Source organism: Verrucomicrobium sp. GAS474 (genome assembly GCF_900105685.1).
GTDB lineage: Bacteria > Verrucomicrobiota > Verrucomicrobiia > Methylacidiphilales > GAS474 > GAS474.
Genome location: NZ_LT629781.1, coordinates 3095677 through 3117443, shown reverse-complemented (window position 1 = coordinate 3117443; position 21767 = coordinate 3095677). Strand labels below are relative to the sequence as shown.

Sequence of the window (21767 nt, the reverse complement as noted above, 5' to 3'; positions counted from 1 at the left end):
GAGGCTTCCTCCCGCACGCCGCACGTTCCGAAATCTCGGGGCGTGCGGCGTTGCTCTTCCCAAGCACAAGCACAAACAGACCAACCCTCCCCCACCTTCCCCCCAGCCATGGCCAAAGTAACGATTCGCGATCTCGAGCTCAACGGACTCCGCACCCTCGTGCGCGTCGACTACAACGTCCCGCTCGACGAAAAGGACGGCGCCTACGTCATCACCGACGACACCCGCATCCGCGAGACGTTGCCGACGATCAAGCTGCTCCGCGAAAAGGGCGCCCGGATCATCCTCTGCGCCCACATGGGCCGTCCGAAGGGGAAGAAGAACGTGAAGGAGAGCCTCGCCCCCGTCGCCGTCCGCCTGGCCGAGCTGAGCGGCACCCCCGTCCAGTTCTCCGAGGAGACCGTCGGTCCCGTCGCCGAGGCCAAGGCCGCCGCGCTCAAGGACGGCGAGATCCTCCTCCTGGAGAACACCCGCTTCCACGCCGAGGAGGAAAAGAACGATCCCGTCTTCGCCGCCCAGCTCGGCAAGCTCGCCGACGTCTACATCAATGACGCCTTCGGCGCCGCCCACCGTGCCCACGCCTCGACCGAGGGGGTCGCCAAGTTCGTGAAGGAAAAGGGGATCGGCCTCCTCATGGAACGGGAGCTGAAGTTCCTCGGCGACGCCGTCGCCCACGCGCAGAAGCCCTTCGTCGTCATCCTCGGCGGGGCCAAGGTCTCCGACAAGATCAAGGTGATCGACTCCCTCCTCGATAAGGCCGACACGATCCTGATCGGCGGCGCGATGGCCTACACCTTCGCCCTCGCCCTCGGCAAGAAGGTCGGCAAGTCCCTCGTTGAGCCCGATCAGGTCGGCACCGCCCTGGCGGCCCTCGACAAGGCGAAGGCCAAGGGGGTCAAGTTCCTCCTTCCCGTCGACAACTACATCGTCGAGGAATTCGATTTCGCGAAGAAGACGGTCTCCCCCGGCCGCTACACCAACCCGGGCGACCAGATCCCCGACGGCTGGGAAGGGGTCGACATCGGGCCTGAGACGGTGAAGCTCTGGACGGCCGAGATCGCCACGGCGAAGACCGTCCTCTGGAACGGCCCGGCGGGCGTCTTCGAGGTCAAGGAATGCGCGAAGGGGACCTTCGCCATCGCCGAGGCCGTCGCGGCGAACCGCGAGGCCGTCACGATCATCGGCGGCGGCGATTCGGTGAAGGCGGTGAAGCGCGCGGGCGTGGCCGACAAGGTTTCCTTCATCTCGACGGGCGGCGGCGCCTCCCTCGAATTCCTCGAAGGAGCCGTCCTCCCCGGCGTCGCCTGCATTCCCGACAAGGCTTGACCGCCTTGCCGGTTCTGCTTGAATAACCCCTCCTTGCTGACCGAGGAAAACCGACCCAACTTATTTATGTCGAAGATTTACCGTAAAAAGATCATCGCCGGAAACTGGAAGATGAACAAGACGGCGACCGAGGCGAAGCTCCTCGCCGCCGAAGTCCTGAACGAAGTGAAGAAGTTCGATCAGGCCGACATCGTCCTCATTCCCCCCTTCACCGCGCTCGGCGTCGTCGCCGAGCTCGTCGGCGAGGTCCCGAACGTCTTCCTCGGCGCGCAGAACGTCCATCAGGCGGCCAGCGGCGCCTACACCGGGGAAATCTCGGTGGCGATGCTCCGCGACGTCTACTGCCGGTACGTCATCGTCGGCCACTCGGAGCGCCGCCAGTATTTCGCCGAGAGCGACGCCCTGATCAACGAGAAGGTCAAGGTCGCCCTCGCGGGCAGCCTCCGCCCCATCCTCTGCGTCGGCGAGACGCTGAAGGAGCGGGAAGGCGGCGACGCCGTCTGGAAGAAGGTCCTCACGAAGCAGCTCACCGGCGGCCTCGACGGGATTCCCGAGAAGGATTTCTCCGACATCATCATCGCCTATGAGCCCGTCTGGGCCATCGGCACCGGCAAGACGGCCTCTCCCGCCCAGGCGCAGGAAGCCCACGCCTTCATCCGCAGCCTCATCGAGAAGAACATCTCGGCCGAGGTCGCCCGCAAGATCCGCATCCAGTACGGCGGCAGCGTGAAGGCCGAGAACGCCGCCGAGATCCTCCACCAGCCCGACATCGACGGCGCCCTCGTCGGCGGCGCGAGCCTCGACGCCCGCGGCTTCGCGGCGATCGTCCTGAGCGCGGCCGAGCCCGGCGCGGCCAGCTAAGTCAGCCTTTCCCTTCCAAGATACACGTCCATGAACATCCTGATCGACATCCTCATCGTCCTCTTCGTCGGCCTCAGCCTCCTGCTGGTCCTCGCCATCCTCATGCAGCGCTCGAAGCAGGACGGCCTCGGCGCGGCCTTCGGCGGCGGCCTGACCGAGACCGTCTTCGGCGCCCAGACCTCGGCGGTCCTCGTGAAGTTCACCTCGTGGCTGACGGGGATGTTCTTCTTCCTCGCCATCCTCCTGGCCTACCTCACGAGCCACCGGGCCGCCGAATCGTCCCTCCACAAGCGGCTGGTGCAGCCCGACGCGTCGGCGGTCGCCCCGGCGGCGACGCCCGCTCCCGCGCCCGTTCCCGCTTCGGCCGCGGCGTCGTCCGAAGCGCCTGCGGCGGCTCCTGCGGCGAAAAAATAACGCGGCTTTATCGGGACGCGTGAAGCAGAGTTCCGTTAAACATCTCCTGAGGGCCGGGATTCCGGCCCTCTTTCTTTTTGCCCTCCTCCTCTCCGGGCTTTCCGGCTGCGACGGCGGGCGGCAGCGGGCCGATCTCGTCTTCGCCAACGGCGCGGAGCCGGAGAGCCTCGATCCCCACACCGTCACCGGGCAGCCGGAGATCCGCCTCTGCGAGGCCCTCTTCGAGGGGCTGACGACGCGGAGCGGGGAAGGGAAGATCGTCCCCGGCCTCGCCGAGCGTTGGGAGATCTCGCCCGACGGGCGGACCTACACCTTCCACCTCCGCGAATCGGCGTGGAGCAACGGGGACCGGCTGACCTCGCTCGATTTCGTCGAGTCGTGGCGTCGGGCGATGAGCCCGGTCACCGCCTCGGGCTATGCCGATTTCTATTACCCGATCGTCAACGCCCAGGCCTACAACGAGGGGAAGATCGACGACTTCGCGAAGGTCGGCGTCTCGGCCCCCGACGAGAAGACCCTCGTCGTCCAGCTCGTCGAGCCGACGCCCTATTTCCCCGACATCTGCGCCTGCTCGACCCTCGCCCCCGTCCACCTGGAATCGATGAAGAAATGGGGCGAGGACTGGATCAAGCCCGGCCACCTCGTCTCGAATGGCCCCTTCGTCCTCGAATCGTGGCGGCTCAACGACCGGGTCCGCCTCCGGAAGAACCCCCGCTACTGGAACGCCGCCGCCGTCCGTCTCGAAACCGTCGACGCCCTCTCCCTCTCCTCGGCGACGACCGCCTTCAACCTCTTCCACTCCGGCCTCTGCGACCTGATCCTCGACAAGTCGCTCGTCCCTTCCTTCTTCATCGACGTGCTGCGGACGAAGCCCTACTTCCACCCCGCGCCGATCCTCGGCGACTACTTCTACCGCCTCAACGTGACGCGGAAGCCGCTCTCCGATCCCCGCGTCCGGCAGGCCCTCGCGCTGGCGGTCGACAAGAGGCGGATCGTCGAGCGGATCACCCGGTCGGGAGAGCCGACGATGAACACGTTCGTCCCGCCCGGCTTTGCCGACCGGGGGTATCCCTATCCCGCCGGACTCGCCTACGATCCCGAGAAGGCGCGGGCCCTCCTGGCCCAGGCCGGATATCCCGGCGGCAAGGGCTTCCCCCTCATCTCGATCCTCTACAACAGCAGCGAGCAGAACGAGCAGATCGCGACCGAGATCCAGGCCATCTGGAAGGAGAACCTCGGGATCAACGTCACCCTCCGCAACCAGGAGTGGAAGGTCTACCTCAACTCGATGAGCAGCCTCGACTTCGACATCGCCCGGTCGAGCTGGGTCGCCGATTACCCCGATCCGACGACGTTCCTGAACTGCTTCGAGACCGGCAACGGGAACAACCGCACCGGCTGGTCTTCCCCCGCCTACGACGGCCTGCTGGCCGCCGCCCGCCGCGAGCCCGACATGGCGAAGCGCCTCGACCTCCTCGCCCGGGCCGAGTCGATCCTCGTCGAGAAGGAGCTGCCGGTGATCCCCCTTTACCAATACGTGACGACGGCCCTCTATCATGCGGAGCGGCTCGACGGCTTCACGCCGAACCCGATCGACGACCATCCGATCCGGGACATGGCGATGAAGCCGAAGTCCGGGCAAGGGGAGGGGAGGCCGTGAGTTCGGGCGGCGGCAGCAGCGTTAGCTTCGCCGGGTTCCTGGCGCGGCGGCTTCTCTCGGGGGCGCTCGTCCTCTTCGTCGTCGTCTCGCTCACCTTCCTCGCGATGCGCTTCGCGCCGGGCAATCCCTTCACCACGGAGCGGGCGATCCCCGAGGCCGTCCTCCACCAGCTCCAGGCCCGCTACAACCTCGCGGGGACGCGGGGGGAACAGTACTTCAACTACCTCGGCAGCCTCGCCCACGGCGATCTCGGCCCCTCGATCCGGTACAAGAACCGGACGGTCGGCGAGATCCTGGCCCAATCGCTCCCCGTCTCGATGGCGATCGGGGCGTGCGCCTTCGTGATCGCGATGACGGCGGGGATCGCCCTCGGCTCCTTCGCCGCCGTCCGGCATAACCAGGCGGGGGACCGCGGCGCGATGCTCCTCTCCCTGCTCGGCATCTCGCTTCCCTCCTTCGTCCTCGCCCCCCTGGCGATCCTCCTCTTCGGCGTCGGCCTCCGGTGGTTCCCCGTCGCCGGATGGGGCGGCCCGCGGGAACTGATCCTCCCCTCGGTCTGCCTCGCGCTCCCCTTCGCCGCCTCGGTCGCCCGCCTGATGCGGACGAGCCTCCTCGACGTGCTCCAGCAGGACTACGTCCGGACGGCCCGGGCGAAGGGCGTGGCCGAGGGGCGCGTCGTCTACGTCCACGCGCTGAAGGTCGCGATCCTCCCCGTCCTCGCCTATGCGGGGCCGCTGGCGGCGAACCTCATGACCGGCTCCCTCGTCGTCGAGCAGATCTTCGCGATCCCCGGCATCGGGCCGTTCTTCGTGAACAGCGTCCTCAACCTCGACATCTTCCTGGTGGGCGGCGTGGTGCTGGTCTACAGCTTCCTCCTCGTCCTCTTCAACATCGTCGTCGACGTCCTCTGCGCAATGCTCGACAAACGGATCCGGAACACATGAGCGCTACGTCCCCGTCCTCCTCCGCGTCCGCGCCCAAGCCGAAGGTCCCCCTTTCCTGGATCCTCTTCGGCAACCGGTGGATGGCGGGCTCGACGATCCTCCTCGTCCTCCTCGTCGTCGCGGCCGTCGTCGGGCCGTTCCTCACCGGCTACGCGCCGGAGACGACCTCGGGCGCCCAGTTCCTTCCGCCCTGCCGCGCCCACTGGTTCGGGACCGACCTCCACGGGCGGGACCTCCTGACCCGCATCCTCTGCGGGGCGCGGCTCTCCCTCCTCGTCGGCCTCGTCGGGGCCGGGGTCAGCCTCGTCATCGGCGTCGCCTACGGGGCGATCTCGGGCTACGCCGGGGGGCGGACCGACAACGCGATGATGCGGATCGTCGACATCATCGCCTCCCTTCCGACGCTGATCTTCATCATCCTCCTCATCGCCGTCCTCGAAAAGCCGCTGACCCAGACCTTCTCCGGCGTGTGGAAGACCGAGGCGCGGATCGTCCTCCTCTTCGTCGGCATCGGCTGCTTCGAGTGGCTGACGATGGCCCGGATCGTCCGGGGGCAGGTGCTGGTGCTGAAGGAGCTCTCCTTCGTCCAGGCGGCGCGGACCCTCGGGCAGAGCCCGTTCAAGATCGTCTTCCGCCACCTGGTGCCGAACCTTCTCGGCATCGTGATCGTCTACCTCACCCTCTCGATCCCGTCGGTCATCCTCCAGGAATCGTTCCTCAGCTTCCTCGGCCTCGGCGTCCAGGCCCCGGCGGCGAGCCTCGGCTCCCTGATGGCCGAGGGAGTACAGGTGATCAACCCGCTCCGCGTCTCGTGGTGGCTCCTCGTCTTCCCCGGCAGCTTCATGGCGGCGACGCTGATGGCGTTGAACTTCCTCGGCGACGGCCTCCGGGACATCCTCGACCCGAAGTCGGTACGGTAGGGAAGCCCGTCAGATCTTCAGATCGGCGCGGTACTGTCCGGCCAGCTTCCGGGTCACCGGGCCGGGGGAGATTTCCCAGCCGTCGAGCCGGATGACGGGGCGGATCCCGATCCAGCTGTTCGTCAGGAAGATTTCCTCCGCCTCCTCCAGCACGGAGGGCGGGAAATAGCCTTCGACGATCTTCCCCGGTTTCCCGGAGAATTGGGCGAAGATCCACCGGCGGACGGCCCCGTTCCGGCAGCCGCAGTCGAGGGCGGGGGTGTGGATCTGGCCCTTCCGGACCCAGAAGAGATTGGTCATCGCCCCCGAGGCGAGGTAGCCGTTTTCGTTGAGGAGGAGCCCCTCGTCGTGGCCCGCCGCCTCGGCGCTCTTCCGGGCCTGCCAATGGGTGAGGTAGGAGAGGGTCTTGTAACGGGCGTCCCAGTTCATCGAGCCGACCCGTTCCGGCGCGATCCGGACGCGGAAGTGCTCGAGCGGGGAGCCGGGCTCGTGGGTGAAGAGCGCCCGGCCCCCCTCGCTGTCGACGATCCACCGCCACCGTCCGGTGTCGCCCGGGAGGCGCGAGGCCTTTTCGTGGAGGTTGTCGCGGAATTCGGCGGGAAGGACGAGGCCGACGGCTTCGGCCGCCTCGCGCAGGGAGGCCAGATGTTCCTCGAGGAGGAGCGGGCGGCCGGCCTCGACGCGGAGGGTCTCGAATACGCCGAGCCAGGGGAGGAATGTCTTCATGTCTTCCGATCTTGAAAAGCTCCGGCTAGAGTGCAGAACGGAAGTTCCTCCCGCAATGTTGATCGCATTCCACAAACCTTACGGCGTCCTCAGCCAGTTCACCCCCGACGGCTCGCCGAACCGGACCCTGGCCGAATTCGGCTTTCCCAAGCGGGTCTATCCGCTCGGCCGCCTCGACGCCGACAGCGAGGGGCTCCTCCTCCTTTCCGACGAGGCGGGGCTCAACACCCGGCTCCTCGACCCCGAGAAGGGGGAGGGCCATCCCCGCACGTACTGGGCGCAGGTGGAGCGGGTGCCGGGGGCGGAGGCGCTGGCGAAGCTGGCCAAGGGAGGGATCGAAATCCAGGGCTATCGGGCCCGCCCCTGCCGCGCCTGGCTCCTCGATCCCCAGCCCGAAGTCGTCCCCCGCGATCCCCCGATCCGCTTCCGCAAGAACGTCCCCGATTCCTGGATCGGCCTCGAGTTGATCGAGGGAAAGAACCGGCAGGTCCGCCGGATGACGGCGGCGGTAGGCCATCCGACGCTGCGGCTCCTGCGGGTCGCGGTCGGGACGTTCCCGCTCGGGACGCTGGCGGCGGGGAAGTGGGTCGAGGTTTCGGCTGGCGATCGGAAGCGGTTGGGTCTTTGATACGGCGATGTCCAGGAAGTACGCCGTCATCGGGGGAGGCATCATCGGCCTCGCCACCGCGATCAAGCTGTTGAAATCCCATCCGGGCGCCGAGGTCGTCGTCTATGAGAAGGATGCCCGCCCCGGCCAGCAGCAGACGACCCACAACAGCGGCGTCCTCCACTGTGGCCTCTACTACAAGCCCGGCTCCCTCAAGGCCCGTCTCGCCGTGAGCGGCATCCGGGAGATGGTCGCCTTCTGCCAGGAACACGGCATCGCCCATGAGATCTGCGGGAAACTCGTCGTGGCGACCGACGAGGCCGAGGTCGTCCGCCTCCGCGCCCTCCAGGAACGGGGCGTGGCGAACGGCCTCTCCGGCCTGGAATGGCTCGACGCCGGTCCGATGCGGGAGATCGAGCCCCACGTCGCCGGGATCGCTGCCCTGCGGGTGCCGCAGGAGGGGATCGTCGATTACGCCCAGGTCGTCGTCGCGATGGCCGCCGAGATCGGCCGCCTGGGCGGGACAATCCGTTGCAACGCGAAGCTGAAGCGGGCCTGCCCCGAGGGAGGCGGCTGGCGCCTCGAGACGGCGGCGGGCGATTTCGCGGCCGATTTCCTCATCAACTGCGGCGGCCTCCACTCCGATCGCGTCGCGGGAGCGGCGGGGGAGAAGAGCCCGGTGAAGATCGTCCCGTTCCGCGGGGAATACTACGAGCTCCGTCCGGACCGGCAGTTCCTCGTCCGCAACCTGATCTATCCCGTTCCCGACCCGACGTTCCCGTTCCTCGGCGTCCACTTCACCCGCCTCATCCACGGCGGCATCGAGGCGGGGCCGAACGCCGTCCTCGCCTGGGCGCGGGAGGGGTACAGGAAGACCGACGTGAATCCCTTCGATCTCTGGGACGCCCTCAGCTTCCCCGGCCTTTGGAAGTTCCTGAACAAGCACCGCCGGATGTGCTGGGAGGAGATCGAGCGTTCGTGGAGCAAGCGGCTCTTCTGCGCCTCCCTCCAGCGCCTCGTTCCCGATGTGCGGATCGACGATCTCTCTGCCGGCGGGGCGGGGGTCCGCGCCCAGGCGATGGACCCCTCGGGGGAACTGGTCCAGGATTTCTCCCTCATCCGCCGTCCCAATGCCCTCCACGTGGTCAACGCGCCCTCGCCCGGGGCGACGGCCTCGCTCGCCATCGGGGAAGAAATCGTCCGTCTGATCGACGCAAATTAATAGAACAGATCTTCATTAAATTAATGGTGGTAAAATAGTAATGGACGTATTTACTCAAATTTGAGTAATAATAGGTCTATGTCCCTGGAGGCTGGCACACCCCCATCACATTCTTCCCACTCTGAGGGACCTCTCCGAGTGTTGCTCCTCCATCCCTGGGCGGTGGGGGAAAAGCCCGAGGCCTGGGAAAGGCTGACCGCCCTCGTCCGTTACCTGAGCGCGGGCGGAGCCGAAGTCTCTCTGCTGCTTCCCGATTACCGGGACCCGCTCGTCTTCTCCGACCTTCGCATCACCTATTTCTTCCCTCCCGACGCGGTTCGCAACATCGCGGGGATCGTCGACGGCCTTTCGAGCCAGGAGGCCTATGCGGGGTTCAGCCGCGAGGAACTGATCCTCCTGCTCCGCTTCCAGGTCTATCGGGACCATCCCCCCTTCGAGGCCGCCCTCGACGCGGCGATCTCGGCCGCCGACGTCGTCCTCCTCGACGAGCCGTTCTGGGCGCGGAGCGTCGGCCCTCTCTGTAAGCGCCAGGGCAAGCCGCTCCTCCTCACTTCCCACGGGGCCTGCTGCCGCGCGGCGGGGCATTCCAAGGCGCAAAAGCTCTTCGTCATCAGCGAGGTCGAGGCCTTCCGGCAGGCCGATGCCCTGTTCTTCCGCTCGGCGCAGGACCGTGACCTCTTCGTCCGCTACGGGGTTGCGGGGGAGGCCCTCCCGGAAGGGGCAGGGACCGACGCCGAACGCGGCGCGCCCTACGGAGCCGCCTTGGCCAGGTTGACCGGGGGGCGCTTCCCCGCCGCCGCCGCCCGGAAGCGGGGCCTCGTCCTCCTCGATCCGACGCTCAAGATCATCCACGGTCATTTCTTCAACTACGCGAAGTCGATCTCCGATGCGGCGCAGCGGGCCGGGATCTCTTTCCTCGCCTTGGGGGCGCAGGGGATCGCGCCGGAGATCACCTCCCAGCTGCGGGCCGTTCCGACCTTCCGCCACGGCTATCTCGACGAGCTCTTCCGCCATCCCGAGGCCGGGACGCCGGGCGAGGGGAACGCCCAGTACGATTTCGCGATGGCGAACATCGAGTTCTATCACGATCTCTCGCACGCCCTCCCGCAGGTCGCCACCTCGGACACGCTCTTCATGCCGACCCTCGACCATCGGCAATTGCTCGCCTGGAGCTGGCTGCTGGCCCGTTGGCCCGCCGGGCTTTGTCCCGAGGTGGTCCTCTTCTTCCGCATGACCTACTACCGGCCCGCGCCGGACGGCAGCCTGGCGCTCCACTCGAATTCGTTCTTCCTCGCCCAGGGCTTCGCCGCGCTCCAGCAGGTGGCCGTGGCCCAGGGAAGGCGGATCCGCCTCGTCACCGACAGCGAGGGGTTGGCGAAGGAATACCGCCAATGGACCTCGCTCCCCATCGAGGTCGTCCCGATTCCCCACACCGTCCCGCTTCCCTCGGCGCATGAGGGGAAGGGGACGGCGGGTCTGCCCCCGAAGAAGGAAGGACGGCTCCGCTTCATCATCCTGGGCGACGCCCGGGAGGAGAAGGGGATCCCCCTCGTCGCCCTCGCCGTGGCGCAACTCGCCCAGCGTCCCGATTTTGCCGAGATGGAGTTCGTCCTCCAGGCCTTCATCGGAAGCCGCCATCACCAGTCGATGGAGCCTTTTCTCGCCGCCCTTCGCCGCATCGCCGGGGAGAACCTCACGCTGGTCGACCGCGCCCTCGACGAGGCCGGATATCACGAGCTCCTCACCAGCGCCGACGTGGTCCTCATCCCTTACCAGAAGACGGCCTACTTCTCCCGCACCTCGGGGATCTTCACCGAGGCCGTCGCCAACGGGAAGCCAGTCGTCGTCACCGAGGGGACCTGGATGAGCGGCCAGCTCGGCGATTCCGGCGCGGGCGTCCTCTTCGAGGACGGCAGCGCCGCCTCCCTCGCCGAGGCGATCCTGAAGGCGAAGCGGGAGTTCCCGACCCTGCGCGAAAACGTCCTCCGCCTGCGCGAGGGTTATCTCGCCTACCACAATCCCGATTCGTTCCTGAACGTCCTCCTCGGTCCTGCCGGGGCTGATGGAACCGGGGGAGGGGCGTCATGAGTTTTCTTTCCCACGCGCGGAACTTCGAGGATGTGATCCTTCGCCGCGCCCTCCGGTCGGTCGATCGCGGCTTCTACGTCGATATCGGCGCGGGCGACCCGCAGGAGGGATCGGTGACCTGTTCCTTTTATGGGATGGGCTGGCGCGGCATCAATATCGAGCCCCGCGAGGCTCTCTGGCAGAAGCTCCAGGCGGCCCGGCCCGAGGACGGCAATTATCGCTCCCTGCCTTCGACGGCGGGGGAGTTGCAGGCACTCTGCGCGGAACGGAAGGCCGGGGAAATCCACTTCCTCCGCATCGACCTCGACGGCGAGGAGCAGCCGATCGCGGCGACGCTGGCCGGGATCGATCTCCGGCTCCTCCGTCCCTGGGTGATCGTCGTCCGCGCCGTGAAGCCCGACGGGCGGATGGCTCTCTCTTTCGGCTGGGAGGCGGCGCTCGCCGCGGGCGACTATCTCTTCGTCCACTTCGACGGGGTGAACCGCTTTTATCTTCCGAAGGAGCGCGAGGCGTCGCTGCGGGCGCCCCTTTCGCTCCCTCCCGGCGTCTTCGACGATTTTGTCCGCCATTCCGAATGGGTCGCCCACGAGATGGCCCGGCAGCGGACCCAGCAGCTGGTCGGCGCGCTCCAGCGATTGGAAGGGGCGGCGAGCGAATCGGTGCTCCTCCGCGTCCGCGCGGCGGTCCTTGAAAAGCTGCTGGCCCAGGCGCGGGGATCGGAGGAGGCGGTGCCGCCCCTCCCCGGAACGGAACCTCGGCAGCTCCTGATCGATATCCACCGCCTCGCCCGGACCTATCGGCAGACGGGGATCGAGCGGGTGATGGCCGGGCTGGTCAGCGAGTTCCTCCGCTGCCCGCCCGAGGGTTATCGGACCGAGCCGGTCTACGTCGGCGATGACGGGGTCTATCGCTATGCGCGGAAGCTGAAGGCCCGGCTTCGCAAGGAATCGGACGCGGGAATCATCGAGGAGCCGGTCGAGGGGAAACCCGGCGACCTCTTCCTCCAGCTCGACCTCGGGATCTATCACTTCGTGCCGACGGCGAATCTCTGCGTGAAGCTCGCGCGGCAGGGGGTGCGGCTCTACTTCGTCGTCTACGATCTCCTGCCAATCCTCCACCGCCAATGGTTCCTCCCGGAAACCCATCCGCTCTACGAGAACTGGCTCCGGGCGACCGCCCAGATCGCCGACGGCTTCCTTTGCATCTCCAAGAGCGTGGCGAGCGACCTCGCCCGCTGGCTCAACCACAACAAGCCCGAGCGGGCCGAGCCCCTGAAGATCGACTGGTTCCACCTCGGGGCCGACCTCGACACGGGAATCCCGACCGACGGGGTGCCCGACGGCTTCGAGAATGCGCTCGCCCATCTGAAGCGGCTGCCGATGGTCCTCATGGTCGGTACCGTCGAGCCCCGGAAGGGATATCTTCAGACGTTGGCGGCCTTCGAGCTCCTCTGGAAGAAGGGGGTCAACGCCTACCTCGTCATCGTCGGGAAGAAGGGGTGGGCGCTGGAGCCGCTCTGGGAGGCGATGGAGAAGCATCCCGAGGCGGGCCGCCGCCTCCTCTGGTTCCAGGTCGCGAGCGACGAGATGCTCCTCAAGCTTTACGAAACCGCCTCGGGCCTCCTGATGGCCTCCGAGGGGGAGGGCTTCGGCCTGCCGCTGATCGAGGCGGCCCGGCATCGGCTGCCGATCCTGGTCCGCGATCTTCCCGTCTTCCGCGAGGTCGCGGGAGGCCATGCCACCTACTTCTCCGGGGCCGCCCCGGAAGCCCTCGCCGGGGCGCTGGAGGCGTGGATTCCCGCGCTCGCGGCGAAGACGGCCCAGCCTTCCGGGGGGATGCCGATCCTGACGTGGGACGAAAGCCGCCGCCAGATGGCCGAGGCCCTTTTCGGCGGAAAAACTCGGCTGCAATGGCCATCGCCTTCGGTTACAAAATCAGTTTAAATCACGCGACCTTCCGCCCCATGCCCGAACTTCCCTCCATCGCCCCATCCGCCGTCGTCGCCGTCATCCTCGCGGGAGGGCAGGGGACCCGCATCCGCCATCTCCTTCCCGACCTGCCGAAGCCGATGGCTCCCGCGGCGGGGAAGCCCTTCATCGAATGGGTCGTCCGCTATCTGCTGGCCCAGGGGATCGGGCGGGTCGTGATCTCGGCGGGATACAAGGCCGAGGCGATCGAGGCCCATTTCAAGACCCTCAGCCTGCCCGGGCTGACGCTCGCCTGCGTGGCCGAGCCGGAGCCCCTCGGCACGGCGGGCGGCTTCCTCCACGCCGTCGAGGCCTCGGGGCTCTCCCCCGAGGGATGGCTGGTGCTGAACGGCGATTCGCTCGCCCTCGGGCCGCTCGCGCCGCTCTTCGCCGCCGCGGGGAAGAACGGCGGGGCGCTGCTCGGCCTCCGCGTCGAGGAGGCCTCCCGCTACGGGACGATCACCGTCGGCGTGAACGACCGGATCACCCGCTTCGCCGAGAAACGGGAGAACGCGGGACCCGGGACGATCAGCGCCGGGGTCTACCTCTTCCATTACGAGCTACTCGCCTCCTTCCCCGCCGGGAAGCCGCTGAGCTTCGAGACCGAGGTCTTCCCCGGCCTGCTGGCGGGGGGCACCTCCCTCGGCCTCGCCCCGCTTCCCTCCTCGACCCCGTTCCTCGACATCGGCACGCCGGAGACCCTCCGCCAGGCTGAGACCTTCATCGCTTCCAATTCCTCCTTCTTCGCTTAACCCCCCCCGACCCTCCCATCCCCATGATCTGCCGCGTCTGCGACTCCACGAACCTTGAACCGGTCATCGACCTCGGCGAGCAGCCGTGGTGCAACCACTTCCTCACGGCCGAGCAGGTCGGCAAGGAGCCCTTCTATCCCCTCCGCGTCGTCTTCTGCAAGGCGTGCTCGACCGCCCAGCTCGACTACACGGTCAAGAAGGAGATCATGTTCGCCGACCACACCTACCTCTCCGGGATGACGAAGACGTTGAGCGACCACTTCGCCCATATCGCGCAGGAGGTCGACGACCGCTTCTTCAAGGACCGGAAGGAAAAGGCGATCCTCGACATCGGATCGAACGACGGCACCCAGATCGGCCACTACAAGGCCCTCGGCTACGCGGTGCAGGGGGTCGAATCGTCGACGATGCCCGCCGAGATCGCGAACAAGAACGGGCTGAACACCCTCCACGCCTTCTTCAACAAGGAGACCGCCGAGAAGCTGGGCCGGAAATACGAAGTCATCAACGCCTCGGGCGTCTTCTTCCACCTGGAGGAACTCCACTCCGTCACCGAGGGGATCAAGCTCTCCCTCGCCGAGGACGGCGTCTTCGTCGTCCAGTTCCTCTACATGAAGCGGATCGCGGAGAACTGCGCCTTCGACCAGATCTATCATGAGCACCTCCTCTACTACAACCTGGAGACGCTGAAGAAGCTTCTCTCCCGGCACGGCCTCGAACTCTTCGACGCCTATCTCTCGCCGATCCACGGCGGCTCGATGATCGGCTTCGTCGGCCATCCCGGGAAGCGGCCCCAGGCCGAGCGCCTGGCGACCGCCATCGCCGAGGAGAACGCCGCCGGGGCGAACACGATCGAATATTACCAGGCCTTCGCCAAGCGGATCGAGGCGATGAAGGAACGCAATCTCGCCTACCTCCGCGCGAAGAAGGCCGAGGGGAAGAAGGTCTTCGGCATGGGCGCCCCGGTGAAGGGGAACACGCTGCTGAACTACTTCGGCGTCGGCCCCGACCTCGTCCAGGTGTTGCTGGAGAAGAACACCCTCCGGCGCGGCCTCTACTCCCCCGGCATGCACATCCCCGTCCACATCGAGGGGGAGTACCCCGGCCAGCCCGACGTCTATTACGTCCTCGCCTGGAACTTCCGGAAGGAGATCCTCGCCCGGAACCAGGCCCTGATCGCCCAGGGGATCGAGTTCTTCTTCCCCGTCGAGGCGGAGGGAAGCTAGGAGCCAGCCTGATCGTTTCACTCCATTTAAAACCGATTCCATCATGAATATCTTTGTCACCGGCGGCGGCGGCTTCCTCGGCCAGCACCTCCTCGCCACGCTGAAGGCCCAGGGCCATACTGTCGTCTCCCCGACCTCGCGCGAGGCCGACCTGCGGAAGCCGGGCGCGCTCGACGGCTATGCGGGGAAGTTCGACCGGATCTTCCACCTCGCGGCCTGGACCCAGGCGGGCGACTTCTGCCTCCACCACCCGGGCGAGCAGTGGATCATCAACCAGGAGATGAACACGAACGTCCTCTCCTGGTGGCAGCGCCTCCAGCCCCAGGCGAAGATGATCTCGATGGGAACGAGCTGCGCCTACGCGCCCGACCTCGAGTTGAAGGAGCCCTATTACCTCGTCGGGGAGCCGATCGAATCGCTCTTCACCTACGCGATGACGAAGCGGATGCTCTACGCCGGGCAGCTGGCCCTGCAGAAGCAATACGGCATGCGCTACCTGACGCTCGTCCCCTCGACGCTCTACGGCTCCGGCTACCACACCGACGGGCGGCAGATGCACTTCATCTTCGACCTCATCCGGAAGATCCTCCGCGCGAAGTTCTACGGGGAGGAGGTCGTCCTCTGGGGCGACGGCACCCAGCGACGGGAGATCGTCCTCGTCGACGACTTCATCGAGGCGATGCTCTTCCTGGCCGACAGCCGGGAGAACGACCTCATCAACATCGGCAGCGGGATCGAGTATCCGATCCGCCACTTCGCGGGGCTCATCTGCGAGGAGGTCGGCTACGACGCCGCGAAGATCTCCTACGACACCTCCCGCTACGTCGGGGCGAAGTCGAAGTGCCTCGATATCGACAAGCTGAAGGGCATCCATCCCGGCTGGACCCAGACCCCCCTCGAGACGGGCCTGCGGAAGACGATCGGCTGGTTCCTCGACAACAAGGAAAAGGTCCTTCCCCCGGCTTCCTAAGGTTTCCCCTCATTTCCAAACCACTCCGCACCCAGCAAAGGCACGACGATGATTATTTCCCGCACTCCCCTCCGGATCAGCTTCTTCGGAGGCGGCACCGATTATCCGAATTATTACGAGGAGAACGACCAGGGCGGCGAGGTGCTGAGCACCGCGATCGACCAGTACATCTACATCACCGTCAACCGCCTTACCGCGTTCTTCGAGCACCGCATCCATATCGGGTACTCGAAGTCGGAACTGGTGAAGGAAGTGGCGGAGATCGAGCACCCGAGCGCCCGGTGCTGCCTGCAGCACCTCGGCATCGCGTCGGGGGTCGAGATCTTCGCCATGGCCGACCTGCCCGCGCGGACCGGCCTCGGCTCGAGCTCGGCCTTCACCGTCGGCCTCCTCCACGGCCTCCACGCCTTCAAGCACGAGCTGGTCAGCAATGACTTCCTCGCCCGCGAGGCGATCCATATCGAGCAGAAGGTGATCGGGGAGCGGGTCGGCAGCCAGGACCAGGTCGTCGCCGCCATCGGCGGGCTCAATCACATCCATTTCAACAAGGAGACGACCTTCCGGGTCGACCGCCTCCCCGTCTGCCCGAAGCGGAAGGCGTTCCTCCATTCCCACCTGATGCTCTTCTTCACCTGCATCTCCCGCTCGGCGAACGAGATCCTGGGCGAGCAGGAGGCGAAGGTCGCCGTCAACGGCGCCTCCCTCGCGCGGATGCGGGAACAGGCGCGGGAAGGGGGAGAGATCCTCTGCGACGCGAAGCACGACATCCGCGCCTTCGGCGAGCTCCTCCACGAGGGCTGGATGCTGAAGCGGGGCCTCTCCTCGCGGGTCAGCAACTCCCTGATCGACACCGCCTACGCCACGGCCCGGGAACAGGGGGCCATCGGCGGGAAGCTCCTCGGCGCGGGCGGCGGCGGCTTCCTCCTCCTCTTCGTTCCCCCGGAGAAGCAGGAGGCGGTGAAGGCGAGCCTGCCGGGCCTGATGCATGTGCCCTTCGGCTTCGAGGAAGAGGGAACCCGGCTGATCCATTACGCCGATTAAAGCCCGTTCATCTCGACTAGTTTTTCCATCGATGAAAACGATCGCCTTCGCCGGTGCGGGATTGAGCAGCGCCGTCCTGGCCCGGCAGCTGGCCGACACGGGGCGGTTCCGCTGCGTCCTCTTCGACAAGCGGCCCCACCTCGGCGGCAACTGCCACACGGCGCGCGACGAGGCGACCGGGGTGATGCTCCACACCTACGGCCCCCACATCTTCCACACGAGCAACAAGGCCGTCTGGGACTACGTGAACCGCTTCACCGAGTTCGGCGCCTTCGTCAACCGCGTCCGGGCGGTGACGCCGAAGGGGATCTTCTCCCTGCCGGTGAACCTGATGACGCTCAACCAGTTCTTCGGGAAGAACATGACCCCGAAGGAGGCCGAGGCCTTCGTCCGCGAGCTCGGCGCGCCGTTCCGCACGGGGAACGAGCGGACTTTCGAGGAGGTCGCGCTGAGCCTCGTCGGCGAGGCCCTCTACCGGAACTTCTTCCACGGCTACACGAAAAAGCAGTGGGGCTGCGAGCCGACCGAGCTTCCCGGCTCGATCATCAAGCGGCTCCCCCTCCGCTTCAATTACCGGGACGATTACTACCAGTCGATCTACCAGGGGATCCCGCTCCACGGCTACACGCCGATGATCGAGAAGATCGTCGACCATCCCGCCATCGAGGTCCGCCTCGGCGAGGGGCTGGAGCGCGACCCGGTCGTGAACGGGAGCGAGTTCGACCACCTCTTCTGGTCGGGGCCGATCGACGCCTGCTACGGCTTCCGGCACGGGCGGCTTTCCTACCGGACGGTCTACTGGAGCCAGGAGCGCCTCGACGGCGACGCCCAGGGGACGGTCTGCCTCAACTACACGGCCGAGGATGTCCCGTACACCCGGAAGATCGAATACAAGCACTACACCCCGTGGGAGAGCCACGAAAAGACGCTCGTCTCGACCGAGTTCAGCAAGGCGACGGGGCCGGCCGACGATCCCTATTACCCGATCCGCTCCGATCGGGACATGGCGACCCTGCGCCATTACGTCGAGGAGGCCGGGCGGGAGACGAAGGTGAGCTTCATCGGACGGCTCGGCACCTACCGCTATCTCGACATGCACATGGTGGTCGAGGAGAGCCTCGTCTACGCGGAGCGCCTCCTGGCGGCGGGCGAGGGGGCGGCCTGGCCCCGGTTCTCGATCGCCGACGAGAAGGTCCTCGCATGAAGGCGGCGATCCTCTATCCCCACACGACCCGGTTCCCCTCCGGGGCGACGCTCCGGTTCTCCCAGATGGTCGAGTACGTGGGGAAGCGGGTCGATTCGCTCGAGGTCTTCGTCCCCGACGAGGGGAAGGAGTGGACCGACGGAAACGTCCATTGGAACTTCGTCCCCTACGACCTCACCCCGCGCAACGAGGCGACGCCGGGCGGGGGCGTCGACGCCGCGCTCTGCGAGGTGACGCTGCGGCTCTACCTCCTCGCCGACCAGAAGAAGGAGGGCGACCTGAAGCTCATCGGGATGACCCGGGCCGGGATCGACATCGTCTGGAGCTTCTACCGCCTCTTCAACAACCCCGCGATGATGGCGAAGATCGCCGGGATCATCGAGGGGGCCGACATCGTCTTCATCGAGTACCCCTATTGGGCCCGCTGGATCGTCCCGCTCTGCCGGAAGGCGGGGGCGACCTCGGTCCTCACCGCGTACGACGTGCTGGCGCTGACCTGCCCCGATCCGGGCCTCGTCCCGTGGGTAAAGGCGATGGAGAACGAGGCGTTCTCCTTCCCCGACCATCTTTGTGCCGTCTCCCGCGCCGATGCCGCCGGGATGGTCGCCGACGGCTTCCCTGCCGAGGCGGTGACGAACCCGATCGATTGCCGCAAGGGGGCCGAGACGCCGAACGAGAAGGTGCTGTGGGCGATGCGGGAGAAGTACAAGCTCCCCGAGGGATCGATCGCGTTCTTCGTCGGCGGCACCTGGTTCGCGAACAGGAAGGCGGTCGAGATCATCATGGGGATCGCTCCCCGGGTGCCGGAGTGCACCTTCGTCGTCGCCGGGGGCTGCTGCGGCGCGGGACGGAACGGGAATTTCATCTCCCTCGGCGTCCTCAGCGACCGGGAACTCCAGGCGATGTATCACCTCGCGACGATGATCCTCGTGCCGCTCCGGGCGGGGACGGGAAGCTCCCTGAAGTTCATCGAGGCCCTCTCCTACGGCAAGGCCGTGATCACGACGCCCGAGGGGGCGCGGGGTTATCCGGTGGTCGACGGCGACAGCGCCGTGATGATCGACCGGGAAGAGGAGCTGATCCCCCGCGTCCGGGAGCTGCTGGCCGACGCGCCCCGCCGCGAGGCGCTGGGCAAGGCCGCGCGCGCGCTGGCGGAGCAGTATCACTTCGAGGCCGTCTTCGCCCTCTACGGGCAGTGGATCGAAGCGGCGCGGGCCAAGCGCAAGGCTTAGGGAATCAAACGTCCGGCCTCGTCGAGGCCGCGGTCGATGACCTGGAAGGCTCCGACGCCCCATTTCAGGTTCACCTTGGTCCCGTTCCCCATCATGTTCCCGCGCGTCCGGCGGCAATGGTCGCGGAGGCGCTTGAAGGGATGGCGGATGGCGATGTGGCCGTCGAAGAGGACGTCGTAGCCGGCCGCGCGGAGGGCGATCTGGTGGTCGAGGTCGTCCCACGAGCCGGGGGAAAGGGCGACGTCGATGCCGCCCGCCTTGTCGAAGGCCTTCCGGCGGTAGAGGAGGCAGCACCCCATGTTCGCGATGGTGCGGGTGAGGTGGTTGTGCTGGCCGGTGTCCTTCGTCCCCTGGTTGTTGCTCCCGCCGGGCCAGAGGCGGTAGTCGGCCCACTGGATCGTCTCAGGATCGTCGTGGTTCAGCACCTTTCCGCCGACGACTCCGGCGTAGAGGTGCTCCCGCAGGCGGTCGACCATGCGGGTCAGCCAGTCGGGCTGGATCTCGATGTCGTCGTCGAGCTTCGCGACGAGGGGGGCGTCGGAGGCCGAGAGGAGCCAGTTGAAGGCGGCGGGGAAGCCGAGGTTCACCGGGGTCTCGATGATTTCGATCCGGAAGGGGAAGGAATGGGCGGAGCCCTGCTTCCCGAAGGCCTCGATCCGGGCGCGGCTCCCCGCGGTATCGCCGTTCAGGAGGACGAAGAGGCGGACGAGGTGGCGGTCCGGGTAGGTGGTGGCGGCGAGGGAGGCGAGGGTCTTTTCGAGGAGGGGGATGTTGTTCCGCGTGACCATGAGGAGATCGACGGCGGGATGGTCGAGGCCTTTCCAGTCGTCGAGCAGGGTCTTGCCGATCCTCCAGCAGATCGGGGTCTCCCCCCAGCGGGCGCGGACGGCGTGGAGATCGGGATGGGAAGGGTTCCAGCGCCACTTCTTCTTCCAGAGATTGATCGTCCGCTCGTCGAGGTCGGGGACGGTGCCGGGGACTTGGAGGCGGTTGAGCTCGTCGAAGGTATTCCGGTGAATGTTGACGACCAGGACGGCCGGATCGACGGCGACGGTGAAGCCCGCCGCCCGGACACTGAGGCAGAGGTCGTCGCCGAAGAGGGAGAAGGGGGTGGCGTCGGGCGCGGAGCAACCGGCGAGGGCGGCCCCGATGGGATCGGGCGTCGCGGCGAGGGCGGCGAGGGCCTCCGGACGGATGACGAAGAGCCACGGCAGGACGGCGTCGACCTCGGTGAAGCGGGCGAACCTGTCGGCCTCCGATTCGCCGTAGCCGATGTTCGCGAAGTGGTCCCGGGGGCCGAGGGCGGAGACGACGGTCCGGCCGCAGGAGAGGATGAGGCCGACCCGGTCGTAGATCTTCGGGGCGACGAGGCCGAGGGCGGGATCGGCCTTCAGCCGGTCGAGGAAGAGGGGGAGCCAATCTTTCGTCGCCATGCCGACGGCGGGATCGACCACGACGACGGGAGTGCCGCCCCGGCGGGCCAGGAGGGCTTCCCGGACGGCGGCGGGGCCGCCGGGGACGGGGATGATGTCGAGGGGGAGCCCGGCGCTCTCCCGCAGGTGGGAGGAAAAGGCAGCGAGGTCGACCTGCTTCGGGTCGGCCGCGATCAGTACAGGTATTGGAACCGGGGCGGCTGCCATGCTCAGGCGGCGACGCCGCAGTGCTGGTCGATGATGGCGACGATCTGGTCGATCCGCGGCTTGCTGATGTGGGCCGTGCTGCCGACGGTGCGGCACTTCGCGGCCATCTGCTCGTTGATGAGGGAGGAGTACATCACGATGGGGAGGGTCTTCAGGCCGAGGGTCTCCCGGGTGTTCTTGCAGAGGGTGAGGCCGTCCATCATCGGCATCTCGATATCGGTGAGGAGGAGGTCGAAGAGGCCGTTCGGGTCCTTGCCCTCACTGATCGCCTTGGAGACTTCGGCCGAGATGTGGTCGTAGGCCCGTTTGCCGTTTTCAAAGAGCTGGATGTTGGTGAAGCCGGCCTCGTGGAGCTGGCCGGAGGTCATCTTGCGGATCATCGACGAATCCTCGGCGAAGAGGATGCGGACGTTCTTCCGCTCGCCCCGGTGGGAGATCCCCTTGGCGGTCGCGGAGGAGGCGTGGATGCTGTTCTCCGGGACGATCTTCGACATGAGGTGCTCCAGGTCGAGGAGCATGATGACGCGGTCGCCGATGGTGATGGTGCCGGTGACGGAGGCGGTGGAGCCGGGGATGACGTCCTCGAAGGGCTGGAGCTTGCTCCAGGAGAGGCGGTGGATCCGGTTCACGCCGTCGATGAGGTAGCTGGAGATGATGTCGTTGAACTGGGTGATGATCGCCAGGCGGCGGTCGTCGCGCGGGGCCTCGCCCTCGATCGAGAGGATCGAGCGGAGGTTGACGAGGAGGATCGGCTTCCCCTGGAAGTAGATGATCCCCTCGACGCCGTGCGGCACCTCGCTGACCTGCGTCAACATCGAGGGCTGGTAGTGGACGACCTTTTTGACCTTCGCGACGTTGATGCCGTAGTGGCGTCCCGCGACGGTGAATTCGATGATCTCGAGCTCGTTCGTTCCGACTTCGAGGAGGATGTCCGATTGGGCCATAGTGGTGACGCTTATTTGACGCT

General features: G+C 66.8%; 19 protein-coding genes. 16 read left to right on the top strand and 3 right to left on the bottom strand.

The window, feature by feature from the left end; translation table 11 throughout:
- Nucleotides 1–108 precede the first annotated feature (108 nt).
- The 6 genes from BLU04_RS17020 (at nt 109) to BLU04_RS13055 (ending at nt 6125) form a co-directional block, all read left to right on the top strand.
- The gene (locus tag BLU04_RS17020) at nt 109–1326 is read left to right on the top strand and encodes a phosphoglycerate kinase (RefSeq protein ID WP_093286898.1); all 1218 of its coding nucleotides are present in this window, start codon (nt 109–111) and stop codon (nt 1324–1326) included.
- A 66-nt stretch (nt 1327–1392) separates the two neighbouring features.
- Nucleotides 1393–2187: a triose-phosphate isomerase gene (gene tpiA, locus BLU04_RS17015; RefSeq protein ID WP_093286896.1), complete on the top strand. Its 795-nt coding sequence runs from the start codon at nt 1393–1395 to the stop codon at nt 2185–2187.
- Between the two features lie 30 nt (nt 2188–2217).
- On the top strand, nt 2218–2601 hold the full coding sequence (gene secG, locus BLU04_RS13070; RefSeq protein ID WP_093286893.1) for a preprotein translocase subunit SecG: 384 nt from the start codon (nt 2218–2220) through the stop codon (nt 2599–2601).
- Nucleotides 2602–2620: 19 nt separating this feature from the next.
- On the top strand, nt 2621–4261 hold the full coding sequence (locus BLU04_RS13065; RefSeq protein WP_197672964.1) for a peptide ABC transporter substrate-binding protein: 1641 nt from the start codon (nt 2621–2623) through the stop codon (nt 4259–4261).
- A complete protein-coding gene (locus BLU04_RS13060) occupies nt 4258–5205 on the top strand; it encodes an ABC transporter permease (RefSeq protein ID WP_197672962.1) in 948 nt (315 codons plus the stop codon). The genes BLU04_RS13065 and BLU04_RS13060 overlap by 4 nt, the downstream gene beginning before the upstream one ends.
- Nucleotides 5202–6125, top strand: a complete 924-nt coding sequence (locus BLU04_RS13055) for an ABC transporter permease (protein ID WP_093286891.1) — start codon at nt 5202–5204, stop codon at nt 6123–6125. Before BLU04_RS13060 ends, BLU04_RS13055 begins: the two co-directional genes overlap by 4 nt.
- 9 nt (nt 6126–6134) lie before the next feature.
- Here BLU04_RS13055 and BLU04_RS13050 read toward each other — a convergent pair whose 3' ends face one another.
- A complete protein-coding gene (locus BLU04_RS13050) occupies nt 6135–6851 on the bottom strand; it encodes an aminotransferase class IV (RefSeq protein WP_093286888.1) in 717 nt (238 codons plus the stop codon).
- A 55-nt stretch (nt 6852–6906) separates the two neighbouring features.
- On the opposite strand from BLU04_RS13050, the gene BLU04_RS13045 reads away from it, so the two are divergent.
- The 10 genes from BLU04_RS13045 (at nt 6907) to BLU04_RS13000 (ending at nt 19160) form a co-directional block, all read left to right on the top strand.
- Complete coding sequence (locus BLU04_RS13045) at nt 6907–7479, top strand: pseudouridine synthase (RefSeq protein WP_093286885.1); 573 nt, start codon at nt 6907–6909, stop codon at nt 7477–7479.
- Nucleotides 7480–7486: 7 nt separating this feature from the next.
- Nucleotides 7487–8680, top strand: a complete 1194-nt coding sequence (gene lhgO, locus BLU04_RS13040) for an L-2-hydroxyglutarate oxidase (protein ID WP_093286882.1) — start codon at nt 7487–7489, stop codon at nt 8678–8680.
- A gap of 138 nt (nt 8681–8818) precedes the next feature.
- Complete coding sequence (locus BLU04_RS13035) at nt 8819–10768, top strand: glycosyltransferase (RefSeq protein WP_162274685.1); 1950 nt, start codon at nt 8819–8821, stop codon at nt 10766–10768.
- Entirely contained in the window at nt 10765–12711 is a 1947-nt protein-coding gene (locus BLU04_RS13030) for a glycosyltransferase family 1 protein (RefSeq protein WP_093286877.1), read from the top strand. Before BLU04_RS13035 ends, BLU04_RS13030 begins: the two co-directional genes overlap by 4 nt.
- 20 nt (nt 12712–12731) lie before the next feature.
- On the top strand, nt 12732–13487 hold the full coding sequence (locus BLU04_RS13025; RefSeq protein WP_093286874.1) for a nucleotidyltransferase family protein: 756 nt from the start codon (nt 12732–12734) through the stop codon (nt 13485–13487).
- A 23-nt stretch (nt 13488–13510) separates the two neighbouring features.
- Nucleotides 13511–14713 (top strand): class I SAM-dependent methyltransferase, encoded by a 1203-nt coding sequence (locus BLU04_RS13020; protein WP_093286872.1) that lies wholly within the window; start codon nt 13511–13513, stop codon nt 14711–14713.
- A 43-nt stretch (nt 14714–14756) separates the two neighbouring features.
- Nucleotides 14757–15683: an NAD-dependent epimerase/dehydratase family protein gene (locus BLU04_RS13015; RefSeq protein ID WP_093286869.1), complete on the top strand. Its 927-nt coding sequence runs from the start codon at nt 14757–14759 to the stop codon at nt 15681–15683.
- Between the two features lie 48 nt (nt 15684–15731).
- Nucleotides 15732–16724: a hypothetical protein gene (locus tag BLU04_RS13010; protein ID WP_093286867.1), complete on the top strand. Its 993-nt coding sequence runs from the start codon at nt 15732–15734 to the stop codon at nt 16722–16724.
- Between the two features lie 31 nt (nt 16725–16755).
- On the top strand, nt 16756–17928 hold the full coding sequence (locus BLU04_RS13005) for a UDP-galactopyranose mutase (RefSeq protein WP_093286864.1): 1173 nt from the start codon (nt 16756–16758) through the stop codon (nt 17926–17928).
- Nucleotides 17925–19160, top strand: coding sequence for a glycosyltransferase family 4 protein (locus tag BLU04_RS13000; protein ID WP_093286861.1), 1236 nt, complete (start codon nt 17925–17927; stop codon nt 19158–19160). The genes BLU04_RS13005 and BLU04_RS13000 overlap by 4 nt, the downstream gene beginning before the upstream one ends.
- On the opposite strand, the gene BLU04_RS12995 is transcribed toward BLU04_RS13000, so the two are convergent.
- Both BLU04_RS12995 and BLU04_RS12990 read right to left on the bottom strand, forming a co-directional pair.
- Entirely contained in the window at nt 19157–20800 is a 1644-nt protein-coding gene (locus tag BLU04_RS12995; RefSeq protein WP_093286858.1) for a glycosyltransferase, read from the bottom strand. The genes BLU04_RS13000 and BLU04_RS12995 overlap by 4 nt on opposite strands.
- Nucleotides 20801–20802: 2 nt before the next feature.
- Nucleotides 20803–21744 (bottom strand): chemotaxis protein, encoded by a 942-nt coding sequence (locus BLU04_RS12990; protein ID WP_093286855.1) that lies wholly within the window; start codon nt 21742–21744, stop codon nt 20803–20805.
- Nucleotides 21745–21767 lie beyond the last annotated feature (23 nt).

Coding starts and splice junctions, on each gene's coding strand:
- BLU04_RS17020 (WP_093286898.1), top strand. CDS start 109: ATGGCCAAAGTAACGATTCGCGATCTCGAGCTCAACGGACTCCGCACC.
- tpiA (WP_093286896.1), top strand. CDS start 1,393: ATGTCGAAGATTTACCGTAAAAAGATCATCGCCGGAAACTGGAAGATG.
- secG (WP_093286893.1), top strand. CDS start 2,218: ATGAACATCCTGATCGACATCCTCATCGTCCTCTTCGTCGGCCTCAGC.
- BLU04_RS13055 (WP_093286891.1), top strand. CDS start 5,202: ATGAGCGCTACGTCCCCGTCCTCCTCCGCGTCCGCGCCCAAGCCGAAG.
- BLU04_RS13050 (WP_093286888.1), bottom strand. CDS start 6,851: ATGAAGACATTCCTCCCCTGGCTCGGCGTATTCGAGACCCTCCGCGTC.
- BLU04_RS13045 (WP_093286885.1), top strand. CDS start 6,907: ATGTTGATCGCATTCCACAAACCTTACGGCGTCCTCAGCCAGTTCACC.
- lhgO (WP_093286882.1), top strand. CDS start 7,487: ATGTCCAGGAAGTACGCCGTCATCGGGGGAGGCATCATCGGCCTCGCC.
- BLU04_RS13030 (WP_093286877.1), top strand. CDS start 10,765: ATGAGTTTTCTTTCCCACGCGCGGAACTTCGAGGATGTGATCCTTCGC.
- BLU04_RS13025 (WP_093286874.1), top strand. CDS start 12,732: ATGCCCGAACTTCCCTCCATCGCCCCATCCGCCGTCGTCGCCGTCATC.
- BLU04_RS13020 (WP_093286872.1), top strand. CDS start 13,511: ATGATCTGCCGCGTCTGCGACTCCACGAACCTTGAACCGGTCATCGAC.
- BLU04_RS13015 (WP_093286869.1), top strand. CDS start 14,757: ATGAATATCTTTGTCACCGGCGGCGGCGGCTTCCTCGGCCAGCACCTC.
- BLU04_RS13010 (WP_093286867.1), top strand. CDS start 15,732: ATGATTATTTCCCGCACTCCCCTCCGGATCAGCTTCTTCGGAGGCGGC.
- BLU04_RS13005 (WP_093286864.1), top strand. CDS start 16,756: ATGAAAACGATCGCCTTCGCCGGTGCGGGATTGAGCAGCGCCGTCCTG.
- BLU04_RS13000 (WP_093286861.1), top strand. CDS start 17,925: ATGAAGGCGGCGATCCTCTATCCCCACACGACCCGGTTCCCCTCCGGG.
- BLU04_RS12995 (WP_093286858.1), bottom strand. CDS start 20,800: ATGGCAGCCGCCCCGGTTCCAATACCTGTACTGATCGCGGCCGACCCG.
- BLU04_RS12990 (WP_093286855.1), bottom strand. CDS start 21,744: ATGGCCCAATCGGACATCCTCCTCGAAGTCGGAACGAACGAGCTCGAG.